Source organism: Cohnella sp. 56 (assembly GCF_037963805.1).
In the GTDB taxonomy this organism is placed as follows: domain Bacteria; phylum Bacillota; class Bacilli; order Paenibacillales; family Paenibacillaceae; genus Cohnella.
On the sequence record NZ_JAZDQE010000016.1, the window covers coordinates 43971 to 62160 of the forward strand.

General features: G+C 55.5%; 15 protein-coding genes. 14 read left to right on the forward strand and 1 reads right to left on the reverse strand.

The genetic code is table 11. The annotated features are described in order from the left end of the window. Positions 1 to 20 precede the first annotated feature (20 nt). From VQ071_RS23320 to VQ071_RS23355, 8 genes are all read left to right on the forward strand, one after another. Positions 21 to 2417 carry an MMPL family transporter gene (locus VQ071_RS23320; RefSeq protein ID WP_340516642.1) on the forward strand — a complete coding sequence of 799 codons (2397 nt, stop codon included), beginning with the start codon at positions 21 to 23 and terminating at the stop codon, positions 2415 to 2417. Between the two features lie 268 nt (positions 2418 to 2685). Continuing rightward, the gene (locus tag VQ071_RS23325; protein WP_340516643.1) at positions 2686 to 3027 is read left to right on the forward strand and encodes a cupin domain-containing protein; all 342 of its coding nucleotides are present in this window, start codon (positions 2686 to 2688) and stop codon (positions 3025 to 3027) included. Between the two features lie 16 nt (positions 3028 to 3043). Next, positions 3044 to 3472 carry a globin domain-containing protein gene (locus VQ071_RS23330; RefSeq protein WP_340516644.1) on the forward strand — a complete coding sequence of 143 codons (429 nt, stop codon included), beginning with the start codon at positions 3044 to 3046 and terminating at the stop codon, positions 3470 to 3472. A gap of 187 nt (positions 3473 to 3659) precedes the next feature. After that, positions 3660 to 3902, forward strand: coding sequence for a hypothetical protein (locus VQ071_RS23335; protein WP_340516645.1), 243 nt, complete (start codon positions 3660 to 3662; stop codon positions 3900 to 3902). After that, on the forward strand, positions 3899 to 4606 hold the full coding sequence (locus VQ071_RS23340) for an NAD(P)H-binding protein (protein ID WP_340516646.1): 708 nt from the start codon (positions 3899 to 3901) through the stop codon (positions 4604 to 4606). Before VQ071_RS23335 ends, VQ071_RS23340 begins: the two co-directional genes overlap by 4 nt. 54 nt (positions 4607 to 4660) lie before the next feature. Further along, entirely contained in the window at positions 4661 to 5047 is a 387-nt protein-coding gene (locus VQ071_RS23345) for a hypothetical protein (protein ID WP_340516647.1), read from the forward strand. Positions 5048 to 5103: 56 nt separating this feature from the next. Next, the gene (locus tag VQ071_RS23350; protein WP_340516734.1) at positions 5104 to 5697 is read left to right on the forward strand and encodes a YdeI/OmpD-associated family protein; all 594 of its coding nucleotides are present in this window, start codon (positions 5104 to 5106) and stop codon (positions 5695 to 5697) included. A 194-nt stretch (positions 5698 to 5891) separates the two neighbouring features. Continuing rightward, positions 5892 to 7079 (forward strand): sialidase family protein, encoded by a 1188-nt coding sequence (locus tag VQ071_RS23355; RefSeq protein ID WP_340516648.1) that lies wholly within the window; start codon positions 5892 to 5894, stop codon positions 7077 to 7079. Positions 7080 to 7100: 21 nt separating this feature from the next. Here VQ071_RS23355 and VQ071_RS23360 read toward each other — a convergent pair whose 3' ends face one another. After that, a complete protein-coding gene (locus VQ071_RS23360; protein WP_340516650.1) occupies positions 7101 to 8219 on the reverse strand; it encodes a GntR family transcriptional regulator in 1119 nt (372 codons plus the stop codon). Between the two features lie 285 nt (positions 8220 to 8504). On the opposite strand from VQ071_RS23360, the gene VQ071_RS23365 reads away from it, so the two are divergent. The 6 genes from VQ071_RS23365 (at position 8505) to VQ071_RS23390 (ending at position 18174) form a co-directional block, all read left to right on the forward strand. Further along, the gene (locus VQ071_RS23365; protein ID WP_340516735.1) at positions 8505 to 10199 is read left to right on the forward strand and encodes a glycoside hydrolase family 2 protein; all 1695 of its coding nucleotides are present in this window, start codon (positions 8505 to 8507) and stop codon (positions 10197 to 10199) included. A 196-nt stretch (positions 10200 to 10395) separates the two neighbouring features. After that, positions 10396 to 11745: an ABC transporter substrate-binding protein gene (locus VQ071_RS23370; RefSeq protein ID WP_340516651.1), complete on the forward strand. Its 1350-nt coding sequence runs from the start codon at positions 10396 to 10398 to the stop codon at positions 11743 to 11745. A 91-nt stretch (positions 11746 to 11836) separates the two neighbouring features. Beyond that, positions 11837 to 12724, forward strand: a complete 888-nt coding sequence (locus VQ071_RS23375) for a carbohydrate ABC transporter permease (RefSeq protein WP_340516652.1) — start codon at positions 11837 to 11839, stop codon at positions 12722 to 12724. Positions 12725 to 12755: 31 nt separating this feature from the next. Further along, complete coding sequence (locus tag VQ071_RS23380; protein WP_340516653.1) at positions 12756 to 13586, forward strand: carbohydrate ABC transporter permease; 831 nt, start codon at positions 12756 to 12758, stop codon at positions 13584 to 13586. 18 nt (positions 13587 to 13604) lie between these two features. Beyond that, positions 13605 to 15803 (forward strand): sialidase family protein, encoded by a 2199-nt coding sequence (locus VQ071_RS23385; protein ID WP_340516654.1) that lies wholly within the window; start codon positions 13605 to 13607, stop codon positions 15801 to 15803. A 229-nt stretch (positions 15804 to 16032) separates the two neighbouring features. After that, positions 16033 to 18174 carry a family 16 glycoside hydrolase gene (locus VQ071_RS23390; protein ID WP_340516655.1) on the forward strand — a complete coding sequence of 714 codons (2142 nt, stop codon included), beginning with the start codon at positions 16033 to 16035 and terminating at the stop codon, positions 18172 to 18174. Positions 18175 to 18190: the final 16 nt, after the last annotated feature.

The window sequence follows — 18190 nt, forward strand, 5'->3', positions numbered from 1 at the left end:
GAAGGGAAGACCCCACTATTATGTCCAAACTACTGTACAGGATCGGAAAAGCCGCCTACGACAAGCCATGGGCCTTTATCATGGGCTGGGTGCTGATTCTCGGCATCGTCCTGGCGATGCTGGGCGTTAACGGCATGCACGTCAGCTCGGAGATGAAGATTGAGGGCACGGCTTCGCAAAAGGTGCTCGACAAGCTGGCGAAGGAGCTGCCCGAAGCGTCGGGCGGCCAAGCGGGCGTAGTGTTCACTGCGCCAAAAGGAGAGCGCCTCGATACGCCAGAGCGTCTGAAGGCGATCGGCAATGCGGTGAACACGGTATACGGCCTCGAGTATGTGATCAATCCGGCCGAATTGGCCGCCGCTGCGGGCGGCGGCGCGGGCGATGCGGCCGCGCAGGCCGGGGGCGCATCCGACGGCGCGACGGCGCCAGCGGGCGACGCGTCGACGCAAGCCGGCGGCGCTGCGGGCGATGCCTCCGCGCAGACCGCCGGAGCGGCCGCGCCGCCTTATGGCCCGCTTGTCATCGACGGGGCGCCGGTGCCCGGCATGCTGATCTCGTCCGATGGGAGCGTCGCGCTGTTCCAATTCCAGTTCACGGTGCAGCAGAACTCGCTGCCCAAGGGTGTCACCGACTCGGTCGTCGAGGCGATCGAGCGGGCGGAGAGCGGCACGGGCATCCGGACGCTGCCGAGCGATTCGCTCAAGCAGACGGAGATTCCGATGGGCGCCAACGAGGTGTATGGGCTTGTCATCGCCGTCATCGTCCTCGTCATGACGCTCGGGTCCGTCGTCGCCGCCGGCCTGCCGATCGTGATCGCGCTCTTCGGCGTCGGGATCGGCGTAGGCGGCGCCTTCGCGATCTCCAGCTTCGTCGCCATGAGCTCGGTCACTCCGGTGCTCGCGCTGATGGTCGGTCTGGCCGTCGGCATCGACTATGCGCTGTTCATCGTGAACCGTCAGCGCCGTCTCATTTTCGACCAGGGACTGTCGGCGCGCGAGGCTGCCAGCCGTGCGGTAGGCACTGCGGGCAGTGCCGTGTTCTTCGCCGGATTGACGGTCATCATCGCCCTGTGCGGGCTGCTCGTCATCGGCATCTCCTTCCTCAGCATGATGGCGCTCGTCGCTGCGGTGACCGTGTTCCTCAACGTGCTGATCGCACTCACGCTGCTGCCGGCGCTGCTCGGCCTCGTGGGCGAGCGCATCTGCTCTGCCAAGGCGCGCGACAAGAACCGCGCCAAGGCCAAGGTCAAGGAACACGGCGTCGCGGACCGCTGGGTCAAGGGCGTCGTCAAGTTCCGCTGGCCGGTCATCGTCGGCGTCGTCGTCATCCTCGGCGCGGCGGCGATTCCGGTGGCCAAGATGGATCTGGGCATGCCGTCCGGCGCGACCGCGAACCTGGACACCGCCCAGCGGCAGAGCTACGACGCGATCTCCGCCGGCTTCGGCGAGGGCTACAACGGTCCGCTCGTCATCGTCGCCGAACCCGCCGCGGCCGGCGGGACGATCGCACCGCAGACGCTGGGCAAGCTCGTCCAGGATATCCAGCAGGTCGACAATGTCACGGTCGTGTCGCCTCTCGGACTCAACAAGGAAGGCAATGTCGCGATCCTGAGCGTGATTCCGGCTACGGGTCCGACCGACGGGGCGACCAAGCAGCTGGTCAAGGCGCTGCGCGCCGCCGATTCGCCGATCGCGAAGAACAACGGCGTCACGCTCGGCGTGACAGGCTTCACCGCGATCAACATCGACATGTCCGCCAAGCTGGCCGAGGTATTCCCGATTTATGTCGGCATCATCGTAGTGCTCTCGCTGATCATCCTGCTCCTGGTCTTCCGGTCGGTCCTCGTGCCGATCAAGGCGACCGTCGGCTTCCTGCTGTCCGTACTGGCGACGTTCGGTCTGACGACGGCGGTGTTCCAGTGGGGCTGGCTGCACACGCTGTTCGGCTTCGATACGGGCGGTCCGATCATGAGCTTCATGCCGATTATGGTTACGGGAATTTTGTACGGCCTTGCGATGGACTATCAGGTGTTCCTCGTCTCCTCCATGCGCGAGTCCTATGTGCACGGCCACCGCGGCCGCGAGAGCGTAGTCCACGGTTACGATCAGGCGAGCCGGGTCGTCGTGGCCGCCGCCTTGATCATGGTGTCCGTGTTCGCGGGCTTCATCTTCACGCATGACATCATGATCAAGCACATCGGGTTCGCGCTCGCGCTCGGCATCCTTATCGACGCGTTTTTCGTCCGCATGGCGCTTGTGCCGGCCGTCATGGCGCTGTTCGGCGACCGGGCATGGTGGCTGCCGAGGTGGCTCGACCGTCTGCTGCCGAATCTCGACGTCGAGGGCGACAAGCTCATCGCCGAGCTGAACGCCAAGGACGGCGCAGGCTTGCATACGTTGCCGAAGGGTGCGCGTTAACGGCGCTTGGCAGGCTATCACCATTCAATCGCATTTCCGCATCAGGCTGCCGAGCGCATCGGCAGCTTTTTCATATTGTGTGGTGCTAGATAGATACCGCCGGTCGACTATATGTTGCCTACGAGAGAGGCTCTATCCTGCATTTTTGCGCGGTAGCAGTCCGCGACCGGGATTGTGATTCAAATCACAAGCTGCGCCGACGCATATTGATACAATAAGCGTGAAGCATGACAAACCGGCTCGCCGGAGCCGCGGAGGAGGACGTACCGTGGACAAGATCTCGCTCAGTACGGTGAAGACATACAATCCCGAGTCATTTACGAAGCGCGTGCTGTTTAAGACGGATGCCAGCGTGACCTTTGTGCTTCACTTTTTGCCGGGACAGCGGCTGCCGGCGCATCGTCATCCGGGCTCGACATTGTATCTGCTCGTATTGGAAGGCAGCGGGGAACTGGTTCTCGATCAGCGCGCGATCCCCGTCGCGGCGGAGGATGCGGTGATGTGCGGCGGCGAGGTGAATTTTTCCTTTGAGAATACCGGTCCCGATCCCGTCCGTCTCTATGTGACCCTCACGCGGCTGCCCGACGAACGTTATGCCGAGGAACGTTAGGAGCGTGAATGCAAAGATGGCTATGCAGGAACCCAGATATGCTGGGAGCGGGTCGGGACTCGGCAGCTTGTACGATCAGATCGGCGGCGCCGGGACTGTCGAGAAGCTCGTCGAAGCGTTCTATCCCCGCGTCTACCGTCACCCGGAGCTGCGGCCGCTCTTCCCCGACGGGGTGGAGCCGATCAAGGCCAAGCAGCAGCTGTTCCTCACGCAGTTCACCGGCGGGCCGGCGCTGTATACGGACAAGTACGGCTTCGGCAATATGAAGCTTATGCACGAGCGGTTCGAGATTACGCCGCAGCGCGCCGATGCCTGGCTGACATGCATGCGCGAGGCGATGGACGACATCGGGCTTGGCGGACATGCCAGAACCCTGCTGTACCAGCTGCTGGACAAGGCCGCGCATCGGTTTGTTAATGCCGATGATAGTTCGCATCGTCAATAAGGAATATTAATGCCGTTGACAATATTTCCGTGTCGGGCCGTCTCCGCACCGCGAACGCGATGCCGGGACGGCTTTTTTGGCGAGGCCGACGGCTTCCGCAGCCGATTGGTCTCTGGAGTAGCAGCCCTCGGTCGGCATAGCACAAAATTATTATAATTCGTAAACAATCATCGCCGGATGGTAAAATATGATGCATAGCACTGACGGCCTTTCGTATTCCCGCGATACGGCATTTGACGTCGCTGGCGTTTACGTCGAACGTTACTTTTCTGGTCGGGGTTCAAGCACAGATTCGGCAAGCGGGCGATCTATCTGCTTTGACGAGACCCCGATTCGGGCGATCCGGTACGAGGACGCGCTGCATTATATCGTGACCAAGCGGTTTTTGAATAACCGGGACAAGGTATGGGGCGAGTTGCTCGAGGAATGATCCGGATCGCTTTTACGAGTATCGGTCCTATTTCTTTATCCAGGAGGGTCAACATGCGCGCAATAATCATCGGTGCAACGGGAGCTGCCGGTAGAGACCTGCTGAACGCTTTGCTGCGGGACGATTCCTTTCGGCAGATACATATTTTTGTTAGACGAGCCCCTGATCTCCGGCACGAGAAGCTGCAGGTTCATGTGATTGACTTCGATCAGCCGGCGCAGTGGAGGCAGCTGGTGAAGGGGGACGTATTGTTCTCCTGCCTGGGGACGACACTGAGAGCGGCAGGCAGCAAAGAAGCGCAGTGGAAAATCGACTATGAATACCAGTATCAGTTTGCCGGGGCGGCCAGACATAACGGTGTGCAGCATCATGTGCTGGTATCCTCCGGTTTTGCTTCGCCGAAGTCCCGCTTCTTCTACACGAGAATGAAGGGCAGGCTGGAGGCAGCCGTCAAGGCGCTGGATTTTGAGAAGCTGACGATCTTTAACCCGCCTGTATTGGTACGGAAAAATAGCGATCGGGCCGCGGAAGTCGCCGGTGTGAAATTCATTGGCTATCTGAACAAAATCGGCATGCTGCGCACCCAAAGGCCGCTGCCCACGGAAATATTGGCCCAAGCGATGATAAACGCCGCCAAAAGAAAAGAAAACGGCCTCGTAGTGTTAGGCGGCCAAGCGATCTGGAAGGCCGCGCGGGCTGAATGATGCCCGATACGGTATAATAAATGGCAGAATCCGGGGATGGAGATGAAGCTGGCCATGAGGAAAATCAACTCGTTCGCTGAAGCGGAACGCTTCGTCGGGGAAGGGCTCGAGGGGCTGATGAGCGAATCGCTCCTGTCTCCCGAAGCGGCAGGCATCATGTCGGCCGGAGATGAGCCGGTGAAGGAAGCGTGCATTACCACCTATGTACAGGAGGGGCGGCAGGCAGCGGAGCATTATGTGCTCGAATGCCGCACCGGCACGGGAGCATCCTATATGGTTTGCATTCACGTAGGCAATGGAGCGTCGATTCAGCATTTTAACGGGGAGGATTGGCTCGCTTTCCGGGAAGAGTGCGAGGATTACGGACTTCTCCTGGCGGGCAAGCCGCTGCTTGCCTACACCTTCAAGGGCTTGGTGCGCGTGGAGGCTCCGACGGACTGACAAATGTGAAAAATGATAGCCTGATTTCCCGAATAATGGAGAAGGGGCGTTCCTTGATGCCGACAGGAGAGAGAAATCCGAATATCGATCCGTATTTTAATAAGCTTAACAAGTGGAAGGAAGAGTTCGAGCTGCTGAGAGGCATCGTTCTCGACTGCGAACTGACTGAAGATTTTAAATGGATGCATCCGTGCTACACGTATCAGGGCGGCAACGTTGTCTTAATTCACGGATTCAAGGAATATTGCGCGCTGCTGTTCCACAAAGGCGCCTTGTTAACAGATCCCCATGGCATCCTCGTCCAGCAAACGAAAAATGTGCAGGCGGCGCGCCAGATCCGATTCACCAATGTGCAAGAAATAGAAGAGATGCAGCTAATCGTGAAGTCCTATATCGATGAAGCCATTGCAGTTGAAAAAGCCGGTCTGCAAGTTGAATATAAAAAGAATACGGAGTACACGATTCCTGAAGAACTGCAGGATAAGTTCGTCGAGCTTCCGGACCTGAAGACGGCGTTCGAAGCATTGACGCCGGGGCGGCAGCGAGCGTACCTTCTGCATTTTTCTTCGCCCAAGCAATCGAAGACGCGAACGTCCAGAATCGAAAAATATTTGCCGCATATTTTTAACGGAAAAGGGCTGGATGATTGACTTGTAACCCTAACGCGTCTTGACCAGATCGGCATTGCCGTCGCTCTGGCCATGCAGTGCCTTCGGCCCGCCTCCCATCGAATCGAAGCAAGTTCATCCTAATAACATATAAGCTTGGTATATAACCCCCCTTACAATCGTGTTTACAATTAAACGTAGGTATGGATATTACTACTACGTGGGGGGGCGCCGTTTTGAACCAAAACGCGTTGAAGCTTGTTATCACATCACTGATTGTCTCTATGCTGCTGTTGTCGACTGCCTGCAGTACGGCCGATCAAGCGCATGCGCCGGAGAAATTCGTTATCGATTGGGAAGATCATACAGTCGTGGTCAATGACGATCCTTTGTTTGAGAGCGCTTCCGAGGACGTCCGTCATGTGTCTCCGGGAAGCTTCGGTTCCGAGTATGCCAGAATGACCAAGCTGTCCGACAAAGAGTGGATTATGGTCTATACGGTATACCGCAATCAAGGTTACTTCGCGGATGAGAAGGGCGGCACATCGCTCGAGGTCGCTATAAGCCAAAATAAAGGGAGAAGCTGGAAGGCGGTATCGGTCATCGGCGAACCGGGCAGAGATATGGACAATGGGCAAATTGTAAAGCTTAAAAACGGCGATCTGCTGCTCGCCGGCCGATCCGTCAGATGGCAGGAATCTTATCGGCTGCCGGTGTACAAGAGCACGGACAAGGGGCGTACCTGGAAAAAGCTCAGTGAGATCGATGCCAATGAAGGTACGCCCGGCAGCCTGGGCGATCCTGACAAAGGGGTATATGAGCCGTACTTTCAACTGCTCGACAAAGGTGAATTAGCCGTGTTTTACGCGAACGAGAAGCATGTAACCGAGACACCCGTATACAGCCAGACGATCTCGGAGAAAATCTCGAAGGACAACGGAAAAACCTGGGGCGAGGAAATATTCGTCGCATGGACGCCGGACGATCCGGCAGCAAGGCCGGGAATGCCGATAGCAAGCCGATTGAAGAACGGCAAATATGTGGTTGCCTTCGAGGTATGCGGCACGTATAACTGCAATATTTTTGTAAAAAGCTCGGACGATGGCGTGAATTGGGAGCCCGGAATCGGGACACAGGTGCCGGTTCAATCCGGAGGGCCTTATATCGCCGCAATGAAGGATGGCAGCCTGCTCCTGACCTCCAATTCAAATGAAGTTTCCATGAGTATAGACGATGGCGCGAGCTGGGAGCTGAATCCGATCGCTCCGTGGAACGGAACGTTCCCTCAATATTTATGGGCAAGCCTATACCAGACTGGCACAGACGAGGTAGCGGCCGTCAACTCCATTCCGCGTGACGCCGGCGGACATCGGGTGGAGATCCGGTTCGGAAAAATATCACCTCAGCCATCGGACTCCCAATAACCGCAACGACGTTTTTTCAAGCTACAGCCCTTCTGGCGTAGGATACCGCACATCCCGGATGAAGGTCACAGGCACCGTCTCGCGCCGTGGAATATAGCTGCCCTCCATCTGCTGGATGATCATATCGACGGCTTTCTCCGCGATCGCCGGAATGTCCTGCACGATGTACGGAACAAAGGGCAGCTTGGGGTCGTCGAACGATATGAGCGTGAGATCGTCCGGAATCCGTTTGCCGATCTCATAGACCGATGCATAGACGAGGCGGGCGAGAACGGTATCGATGGTGATGGCCGCGGTAATCTCCGGATAAGCCTGGAAAAACGTCTTGATCTTCTCCTTCAACCCTTCATCGTCCTGCTTCGTATGCCGCTTGAGGTAGAGCCAATACTTCTTGTCGATCGGCAGCTCCCGCTCAAGAAAAACATTCTCGAAGCCGGTCTCGCGTTCCCGGGTATTCGTATTGGAATCTGCCTGCGTAATAAGCGCGATGTGCTGATGACCCTCGCCCAGCAGATAATCGACGACATCCATCGTCCCATAAATATTGTCGGAGGAGACGCTGCTGTTCGTAATGCTGGGCAGGTAACGGTCAACCAGCACATGCGGGAACCGGTTAAGAGACAGCTTTAATATTTCCTCGTTGTAATTCTCCTCCATGACCGGAAAGATAATAAATCCGCGCACGCCGAACAATTGGAACATCCGGATTGCCTCGACCTCTTTATCCATAATGTCCTCTGTCACCCGGATCAGCGTCTGATAGCCTCTCTCATGCAGGCGGGATTGAACCTGGAAGAACAGCATGCTCTCGATAGGCATCGTGATCGATGGGAAAATGATGCCGACGATGCCGTTGAAGCCGGAATGGATGGATTGCAAAATATCCGTGCCGTTTCTACCGGCGACAAAGGTTCCTTTTCCTTTCAGCCGGATGACGAGATTCTCGTCGCTCATCAGGGAGAGAGCCTGCTTGGAAGTGATTTGACTGACGTTGAAGTAGCTTGCGATTTCCTTCTCGGAAGGGACGCGGTCGCCGGGCCGCAGCTTGCCGGACATAATCTGTTCTCTTAAGTGGATGGCGATCTGCTTATATAAGGGAATCGACTTATTGTTCGCCAAGGTTGATTTCTTATCGCTCAAATGAGCCAACTCCTACGAAAAATATACTAACCTAAAAATTGTTAACATTATCATATCGGTGAATGAACAGCGTTGTCAAAGTTTATATTTTCGGCATCTCCCGAAAATATACTAAGTTTAATATATAATAATATGCCCACTAGTCAGTATGATAAAGTCGCTTGATGGAAAGCGCATACACGAATGCATACGCGATCATGAGAATCAGAAGCGGAGGTTGGAAAGTTGGAAAAAGAAGCGATCAGAGCAGAATATCCGAGGCCGCAGTTCGTCCGAGCGACGTGGATGAGTCTGAATGGGGAATGGGACTTCGAGTTCGACGATAACAACGTTGGCTTTAAAGAGGGCTGGTATAAAGGTCATCCCTTCTCCAGAAAAATCACTGTTCCTTTCTGTTACCAAAGCAAGCTGAGCGGGATCGGAGACTTGGCCTTCCATGATATCGTCTGGTACCGCAAAGCCTTTGAATGTCCCGAGAGCTGGAATGGCCGCAGACTGATGCTGCATTTTGGAGCCGTCGATTACAGCGCCGCTGTATGGGTGAACGGTGTGCTCGTCGCGAGGCATGAGGGAGGGCATACGCCGTTCTCGGCCGATATCGGATTTGCGCTTCATGCGGGAGACAACGTGATTGTCGTCCGGGCGGAGGACTACAGCCGGGATGTTACGCTGCCGCGGGGGAAGCAGTATTGGAAAGAAAAGAGCGAGATCATTTTTTATACGAGAACGACGGGAATTTGGCAGTCGGTATGGCTGGAGGCCCTGCCTGCCGTGTCGCTGGGGCGGGTGAAGTTCGACCCGGACATCGATCGGGATGAGATCCGAATTCAATACTTTATAGACGGTCTGAACGAAGTGCGAGGCAAAGCAACGCTGCTCACCAAAATCACATTTGGCGATGAGCTGGTTGCCGAAGACGAGCAGCAGCTTACGCATGCCAGCTTGACGAGAACGATTGCCCTGCACGACTACAATGACCACGGACTTGGCCGCTGGTGGTCTCCCGAGCGTCCCAACCTGTACGACGTCGCGTTTACGATCAAGGTGGACGGGGAAGTGGTCGATCAGGTCGCCAGCTATTTCGGCATGCGCAAAGTGTCGGTGGAGAACGGCAGGCTATGTCTGAACAACAGGCCTTATTATATGAGGTTAGTGCTGGATCAGGGGTATTTCCCGGACGGCATTATGACCGCACCGAGCTACGAAGCCTTGAAGCGGGATGTGGAGCTGACCAAGGCGATGGGCTTCAACGGAACGCGCAAGCATCAGAAGATCGAAGATCCGCTGTTTCTTCATTTATGCGACGCCATGGGCTTGCTCGTGTGGGGAGAAATGGCTAACGCCTACGCTTATTCCGAGCAGTATGTCGAGAGAATGACGCAGGAGTGGCAGGAGGCGATTCGGCGCGATTATAATCACCCGTCTCTCGTCGTATGGGTGCCGATGAACGAGAGCTGGGGCGTGCCTAACATTCTCGTCGATGCGCAGCAGCAGCATCACGCGATGACGCTGTATCACCTGACCAAATCCCTGGATGCCAGCCGGCCGGTTATATCGAATGACGGCTGGGAGCATGTCAAATCCGATCTGTATACCGTTCATGATTACGAGTGGAGAGAGCGCGTGCTCCTTGACCGGTATTCCACCATCGAAGGGGCAACCGATGCGCCCCAGAAGCGGGAGATGCATGTCGGCGGCTACGCTTACGCCGGAGAACCCGTCCTTGTCACGGAGTTCGGCGGCATTTCCTTTCAGCGGAGCGAGTGGGAGGGCTGGGGATACTCCGGCGCCAACAGCGAGGAGGACCTGGAGAAGCGGCTGCGGGCTGTTTTTGGCGCCCTGCAGCGTTCGCCGCTCGTACAGGGCTTCTGCTATACGCAGATAACGGATGTCGAACAGGAGATCAACGGCTTGTTGACCTATGACCGGCAGCCGAAGCTGCCGCTTGAGACGATCCGTTCGATCGTGCTGGGCCAATGACCCAAATAACAAGTATATGCGCTCGGATATACTAATTAGTCCTTTTATATTGCGGATCCTAGTATGGGTCGATTGGTTTAGCAAGAAGGTGACTCATGAGTTTCATACTAAGCTTATTATAGAATGGGGTTTTCCCGGATCATATACTTGAATTGTAAGTAAGCGATTACAAAAATCAAGCGGGAGGGTTAAATCTATGAAGAGATGGAAACGGGGCAGTTGGCTGGTAGCGATGTGCGCCACACTGCTCATCGCCTCGGCATGCGGCAACGGCAACAGCAACAATACCGGCAAATCATCGGCAAGCTCTACACCGACGGCTGCGCCGGCTAGCTCGGAGGCCGCTGCAACGACCGATACGAAGGCGCCTGAGGGCAAGGTCACGATTACGTACTGGAACGGATTCTCCGGTTCGGACCGCCCGGTTCTGGAGTCGCTCGTGAAGAAGTTTAACGAATCCCAGAATGAAGTCGAAGTCAAGATGGAGATTATGAGCTGGGACGTCCTGTACCAGAAGCTGACGACAGCGACCGCATCCGGTCAAGGGCCAGACTTTATCGCGTTCGGTCCGGAGAATATCGCCAAGTACGCGGACCTTGGCGTGCTTGCCCCGGTAGATGACTTCTATGCCAACAACATGATCGATACGTCCCTGCTGCCCAAAGGCTACGATCAGCTGCTGCATTATAAAGACCACTTCATAGGGTTCCCGATGAACTACTTCGCCCATGCCCTTTATTACAACAAAAATATGGTGAAGGCCGCCGGACTCGATCCGGAGAATCCGCCGACCAATTGGGATGAGATGGCGGACTGGGCCGTCAAGATGACCGATACGAAAAAAGGCCAATACGGCATGACCATCTCGTCGGGCTGGGTATACCTCACCCAGATGATATGGGCGAACGGCGGAGACGTCATCGATTACAAGAACAAAACTTCGCTCATCAACAAGCCCGAGGCGGTTGAAGCGGTCAAATATTGGGCTGATCTTGCGATCAATAAAAAAGTGTCGCCGGCTCCTAACAGCGACAACCTCAAGATGTTTGCTTCCGGCAAGCTCGGCATGATGTACGACGGTCCATGGATGTCGCCTCAGTTCAAAGAAGCAAAGGTCGACTACGGCATTGCGCTGATGCCTGCCGGACCTGCCAAGCAAGTGACCTTCGGCGCCGGCTTGTCCATGCACTTGACGAGCAAAGGCGCGAAGGACGAGAAGGTGAAGAACGCCGTCTATAAATTCGCGCAATGGTGGTTCGAGAAGGATACGCAAAAAGAGTGGTCCACCAAGATCGGCTTCCCGCCCGTACGCACCGACCTTGCCGGCGATCCGGACCTTCTCGCAGCCAACCCGGATCTGGACATCTTCATGAAGTCGGCCGACATCGGTCAACCGTGGCTGGTAGGCATCTCGAATTCCAGCAAGATTCTGACGGAAGTATTCCAGAAGTACTTCGATCAGATTCTGATCAAAAAAGCGGATGTTCAGAGCACGCTGGATCAGGCATCGATCGATCTCGACAAGATTTTGGCTACGGAACGATAGAACGATAAACGAACCGGAAGGGACAATATGGGAAGCCCGAGGCTCCGGCCCGGGCTTCCCCATCCCTTTTGTTTGAGGAAAGGAGAAGCCTATGAAATGGAAGGCGCTTGCCTGGAATAAGTCGGCCGTCGGTTATTTGTTTATTTTACCGAGTCTGGTTGTCATGACCGTGTTTGTCATTGTGCCGCTTCTGTTTTCGCTCATATCGAGCTTGTTCAGCTTTGACATCATGCTTCACAATTTTAAATTTATCGGCTTTGACAACTACCATGCGGTGCTTGACGACGACCGGTTCTGGAACAGCTTGAAAAACACCGTCTACTTCGTGTGCGGCAACGTTCCCCTGCAAATCGCACTCAGCATTCTGGTTGCCGTGGCGATTAATAAAAGATCCCGACTGAATATTGTATTCCGCACGGTCTACTTCCTTCCTGTCGTCTGCTCCATGACAATCGTCGCCATGGCCATTGCGATGATGTTCGACTTCAACATCGGCATCGTGCCGGCGCTTATGCGCCAGCTTGGTCTGCCAGTCGTCGACGTGTTTAACGATACGAGGTGGGCGATGCCGGCTATCATTTTGATAAGCGTGTACAAGAGCTTTGGATTTACGATGATTATTTTGCTTGCCGCGCTGCAGGGTGTGCCGGAGAGCCTGTACGAAGCGGCCGAGATTGACGGAGCGGGAAGATCGGCCATGTTTTTCCGGATCACGCTGCCATCCATTGCGCCTTCCATCGCTTTTGTTGTGATTACCTCGATTATCGGTTCGTTTCAGGTGTTCGATCAGGTCTATGTGACGACGAAGGGCGGACCCATGTTCAAGACAGAGACGATTGTGCAGTACATCTACGAGAAAGCATTCGTGACCAACGAGATGGGGCCGGGCATTGCAAGCGCCATTCTGCTGTTCATTCTGATTCTGATCGTCACGATGATTAATTTGCGGATGGGAAGAAAGGCTGAACAAAACTTCTGACGAGGGAGGTGCCGAAGAAGTGGATTCCACGATGAATCGTCGAAAGAGCTTCGATCCGGGCCGCTTGATTATCATTCTGCTCCTGATGGCCCTTGCAGTTTCTACAATATTCCCGTTTATATGGATGGCGAGCACATCGGTCAAATCGATGGGGGAAATACTCGGATCGCCGCAGCGTCTGCTGCCGGTCCATTATGATTTCAGTACGTACACGAAAATCTGGTCGGAAGTGCCGTTCGGAAGGTATTTCGTTAACTCCCTTGTGTTTTCCTGCTCGGTTGTCATCATCGCCCTCTTTTTGAATTCGCTGGCCGGTTATGCCTTTGCCAGGCTGCAATTCAAGGGGAGGGGTCTGCTGTTTGTTCTTATTCTTTGTACGATGATGATTCCTTTCCAGGTGACCATGACGCCGCTGTTCCTGATTATCTACAAGCTGGGGATGATCGATACCTATCAGGGACTTATCATCCCAAGAGCGGCGGATGCTTTCGGCATTTTTATGATGCGGCAATTTTTCCTCACGCTCCCCAGAGACCTGGAGGAGTCCGGAAGAATCGATGGCGCAAGCGAGTTCCGGATTTTTTTCCAGATCATGCTGCCGCTTTGCAAGCCGGCTTTTGTTACGCTGGGCGTATTTATTTTCATGGGCAACTGGAATGACCTGCTGTATCCGCTGCTGATGACGAACTCCGAGCAGTTCCGGCCGATCCAGGCGGCGATTGCCTTGTTCGCGGGCAAATACGGGACCGATTACAGCTTCGTACTGACAGGTCTGCTGCTGGCATCCATTCCCACACTTGTAGCTTATTTATTCGCACAACGATTTTTCGTCAGCGGCATCGCCATGACGGGAATCAAGTAAAGCATCGGAGGGATAAACTTGACTTGGTCAACAGACAAAGCATGGAACTGGTACCAGAAGCAAGGCTGGATTGTCGGCTGCAATTATGTGCCCGGCAACTGCATTAATACCACTGAGATATGGCAGGCGTACAACCACGATAAAGTTCGGACCGTCATCGAGAAAGAATTGGCGCTCGCCGCTTATACCGGCATTAACAGCATACGAATGCTGCTTCCGTATGAAGTGTGGCAGCATCAGCATGACGGCTTCATGTCGCGTTTCGACGCTTTCCTCGATTTAATCGAGGCTTACGGAATTACGCTGATGCCGATCTTTTTCGACGACTGCGGGAGAGGGCCTGTCGAATTTGCAAGTGGCGGCCAGCCGCGCTTCGGCAAGCAGCCGGACCCGGTGCCGGGCCATCACGGCGGGTATCCGCCGAGGCAAGTCGTTCATTCGGTCAACCCTACCTACCATATGGCGGACAACCGGGACAATTGGCCGGAGATGGAGCGCTTCGTCCGAGAATTGGTAGGCAAGTACCGCCAGGATACGCGTATTCTCGCATGGGATATATGGAACGAACCGGGGAATTCCGGATCGGGCGGTTACGGCAATGTGAACAAGAGCCTGGAAGCGATGGAAGCCGCATTTGCCTGGGCGCGGGAGATGGACCCCGTTCAGCCGTTGACGGCAGCGCCATGGGATTTCTACCATGATTACTTTGAACGGTGCAGTCCCGGCGAGCTCACGCCGATTGAGCTGCGCGCGGTTGAATTGTCCGATGTCGTGTCGTTCCATTATTACGGCCCGCTTGCACGCTCCGAGCAGCTTATCGAAGCATTTAAAGCACACGGCCGGCCGCTGTTCATGACGGAATGGCTGCATCGTCCCTTCAATAATGAGGTGAAGGAGCATCTTCCTCTCTTCAAAAGGGAAGGCATCGCTTGCTACCACTGGGGCTTGGTCAACGGGAAGACGCAGACGCATGAGCCGTGGGACTGGATTATGGATATGGACCTCGACTTCAGCGCCTGGCAGCATGATCTATACAAGCCGGACGGCAGCCCTTATCGGCATGCGGAGATTGAATTATTCCGCAGTCTTACCGGCAAACGCACCGACACGCATACCAATCAAGATGGAGATGATGCGATGAGCGCCAAGGGAACGATAGCGGCAACCTGGGAACAGCCCGTCCTGATTCATGATCTTCCGGTCTTCGAGGACCGCGGACTCGACGCGCGTTATTCGCCGCCGGGCAAATTCGGCTCGCAATACGGCCGGATGGTGTTCCTGCAGGACGGCTCCTGGCTGACGGTCTATACGATTTATGACAATGACGGATATACGTACGATGCGGACGGCGGCAACAGACTCGAGTTCGCTGTCAGTCAGGACAAAGGAAAGACATGGGACAAGATCGCCGTACTCAGCCATCCTTCGAGAGATTTGGACAACGGTCAGCTGATTCAACTCGACAATGGGGATCTGCTGATGAGCTGCCGTTCCGTCAGATGGCATGAATCTTATCAGCTGCATGTCTACAAGAGTACGGATGGCGGTCGCAGCTGGGCGTTCTGGTCGACGATTGACGAGATGAACGGCTCGCCGGGCAGCCTGGGCAATCCGGACAAGGGCATCTATGAACCGCATTTCTACCGCCTGGCGGACGGTCGTCTTTCGGTGATGTATGCGAATGAGAAGCATGTCATTGAGGCGCCTTATTACAGCCAGATCATCTCGCAGAAGATCTCCGAGGACGACGGCAGGACATGGGGAGAAGAGATTTGGGTAGCCTGGGACCCGGCCAGCCCTCATCTTCGCCCCGGCATGCCGGTGTGGACGAGATTGCAGGATGGCCGGTACATCGTTGTGCTGGAGGTTGTTCATCTGGTCATGTATCAATGCGTGTCCGCGGCGATTACTTATAAAATCTCGAATGACGGCATTCATTGGGAAGCGGGCAACGGTACGCCGGTTCCCGAGCAGCATGGCGGTCCGTACTTCGAGCAGCTGCAGGACGGAACCTGGCTGGTAACCTCGAATTCGGGCGTCATCTCCGCAAGCAAGGACGAGGGCGCTTCCTGGCGGACGGTCGAACCCAAGCCCTTCGCCGGGCATCTGTGGCCAAGCTTATATGCGCTGGAGGACAATCGCTTCCTGCTGCTTAACTCGGAGGCTCGCGAGAGCGGCGGCCATCAGATTCAGATGTGTATCGGGCAATTGGAATAGGAGGGCCGGGGCTTGCAGTCCGATTGGGCTGCAGGCTTTTTTTTATCCGCTCTCATTTAGCCTAAGCTTAGTCTATATCCGGCGATTTCAAGTCCATATAATGATTTTTGAAAGCGGTTTATTAAGGGGGTGAGCAAGGGGGGCCGGCTGGGCGAACGAGATTAGCTTGCTTGATCATGAATAGGCGATTCGGCGACAGAGCCGACAGTGAAGAGGAGGATTCATAATAATGAAGAAGCTTGTCTTTGCAATGCTGTCTATGGTGATGGTGCTGGTGTTGTTCTCGGGTCTGGCGTCTGCGGCGGGAGGGCCGGCAATCTCGACAAGCACAGTCACCGTCAACAATCTGCCTGCCTTCACCGACGCCGGAGCCGATGCAAGAGGGATTCGCCCCGGCGCCTTCGGCTCCGAATATGGACGGATGCTTAAACTTGCAAACGGCGATTGGCTGGCGATTTATACGATATACGACAACAACGGGTATACGTACGATACGAACGGAGGCACCAGGCTTCGCGTATCCAAGAGCACCGACAACGGCGTCACCTGGACAAATATAGCGACGATTACGGACCCGGGCAGAGACCTCGATAACGGACAGATGATACAGCTGCCGAGCGGCGACGTCCTGATGGCCGCCCGCTCGGTTCGCTGGCAGGAATCGTACCGGCTGTACGTTTACAAGAGCACGAATCTGGGGGCGAGCTGGTCGAGACTCAGCACCATCGATGAGAACAACGGCACGGCCGGCAGCCTGGGCAGCCCTGACAAAGGCGTATACGAACCCCATATGGGCTTCCTCGGGGACGGGAGGCTTGCCGTGTTTTACGCGAACGAGAAGCATGTGACGGAATCGCCCTCCTACAGCCAGATTATATCGGAGAAAATCTCTTCGGACGGCGGGGCGACTTGGGGAAGCGAGATTTTTGCTGCATGGGATCCTTCGAACTCGGCGGCGCGCCCGGGGATGCCGGTATGGACCAAGATGGCCAACGGGAAATATATATTGACCTTTGAGGTGTGCGGCACCGACGCTTGTAATATTCACAGTAAAATTTCGAACGACGGCTATACCTGGTCCAGCGGAGTAGGCAGCCTGGTTCCTAATCAGCTAGGCGCGCCTTATGTGCTGTCGATGAGCGACGGCCGATTGGCGATCGTGTCCAACAGCAATGCCCTTTCCTTCAGCAATGATTACGGAGCAAGCTGGTACAAGAACGATACCTTCCCATGGTCCGGCAGCTTATGGGCGAGTGTATACCAGACGGGGCCGAATGAGATTGCGGTTATGAACTCTGCGGCGCGGAGCGGGGGCGGCCATAGCGTGCAGCTTGGCTACATGAGCGTCAAAAGTGTGTTTTCCGATGACTTCAATGATGGCAACGATAACGGCTGGAGTAAATTCGGCGGCACCTGGACGGTGTCCGGCGGCGCGTATTCCGTCACGGCGAGCAGCGGGGACAAGTCGATCGTAGATCCTTATGTATCGACGGTTAATTATAGCGTCGAAGCCGATGTGAAGCTGAACAATGCCGGCCAAGCGAGCCTGATGTTCAGCGCCTCCTCGCCGGGCACCGGGGCAGACAGCTTCACCGGCTATGCGGCAGGCATCGATTCCGGCGGTTCGGTATGGCTCGGGAGATTCAACAACAGCTTCACTTCCCTCGGCAGCGCGCCCGCCACGATTGTCACGGGAACCTCCTATCACCTCAAGGCTGTCAAAGTGAACGGCCGGATTCAAGTGTTTCTCGATGGCGCGTTAAAGCTGGATGTCACCGATACTTCATATACAAAAGGCACGATTGGCGTGCGCGGCGGCTTCGGAAACAGCGCGACCTTCGATAATGTCGTCGTGACGCCGCTGCTGTACTGGAATGACTTCAGCAGCAATACCAATCCGGGCTGGACGAATTACGACGGCACATGGAGCTTCTCCGGCGGCACATACAATGCAGCCTCCGGCAGTGCGCCCAAGTCGATCCTCAGCCCGCTGGTCGATGGCGAAGCCTATACGCTTCAAGCCGATGTTCGCATTAACGACAGCGGGCAGGGCGGGCTGATCTGGCATGTACAAAGTCCGGGCAGCGGCGCAGACGCCTTTAAAGGCTATGGCGTGGGCATTGATACGGGGGGCAGTGTGTGGCTGGGACGCTTCAACAACGCCTACACACAGCTGGGCAGCGCTTCGGTCGCGATAGCCGCGAACACTTGGTATAACTTGAAGATTGTCATAACCGGCAACCGGATGCAGGTCTACGTCAACAATACGCTTAAGATCGATGTGTCCGACGCGACTTACAAAAACGGTGCGATCGGTCTGCGCGGAGGCTTCAGCAACAATGTAAGCTTTGATAGTCTGACGGTGTATTGATCGGAATGCCGCCGCG

Bases quoted from the DNA above. Each gene is read 5' to 3' on its own strand.
- VQ071_RS23350 (WP_340516734.1), top strand. From the start codon at position 5,104: ATGCCGACAGGAGAGAGAAATCCGAATATCGATCCGTATTTTAATAAG.
- VQ071_RS23375 (WP_340516652.1), top strand. From the start codon at position 11,837: ATGAAATGGAAGGCGCTTGCCTGGAATAAGTCGGCCGTCGGTTATTTG.
- VQ071_RS23370 (WP_340516651.1), top strand. From the start codon at position 10,396: ATGAAGAGATGGAAACGGGGCAGTTGGCTGGTAGCGATGTGCGCCACA.
- VQ071_RS23340 (WP_340516646.1), top strand. From the start codon at position 3,899: ATGATCCGGATCGCTTTTACGAGTATCGGTCCTATTTCTTTATCCAGG.
- VQ071_RS23345 (WP_340516647.1), top strand. From the start codon at position 4,661: ATGAGGAAAATCAACTCGTTCGCTGAAGCGGAACGCTTCGTCGGGGAA.
- VQ071_RS23320 (WP_340516642.1), top strand. From the start codon at position 21: ATGTCCAAACTACTGTACAGGATCGGAAAAGCCGCCTACGACAAGCCA.
- VQ071_RS23330 (WP_340516644.1), top strand. From the start codon at position 3,044: ATGGCTATGCAGGAACCCAGATATGCTGGGAGCGGGTCGGGACTCGGC.
- VQ071_RS23365 (WP_340516735.1), top strand. From the start codon at position 8,505: ATGAGTCTGAATGGGGAATGGGACTTCGAGTTCGACGATAACAACGTT.
- VQ071_RS23390 (WP_340516655.1), top strand. From the start codon at position 16,033: ATGAAGAAGCTTGTCTTTGCAATGCTGTCTATGGTGATGGTGCTGGTG.
- VQ071_RS23380 (WP_340516653.1), top strand. From the start codon at position 12,756: ATGAATCGTCGAAAGAGCTTCGATCCGGGCCGCTTGATTATCATTCTG.
- VQ071_RS23335 (WP_340516645.1), top strand. From the start codon at position 3,660: ATGATGCATAGCACTGACGGCCTTTCGTATTCCCGCGATACGGCATTT.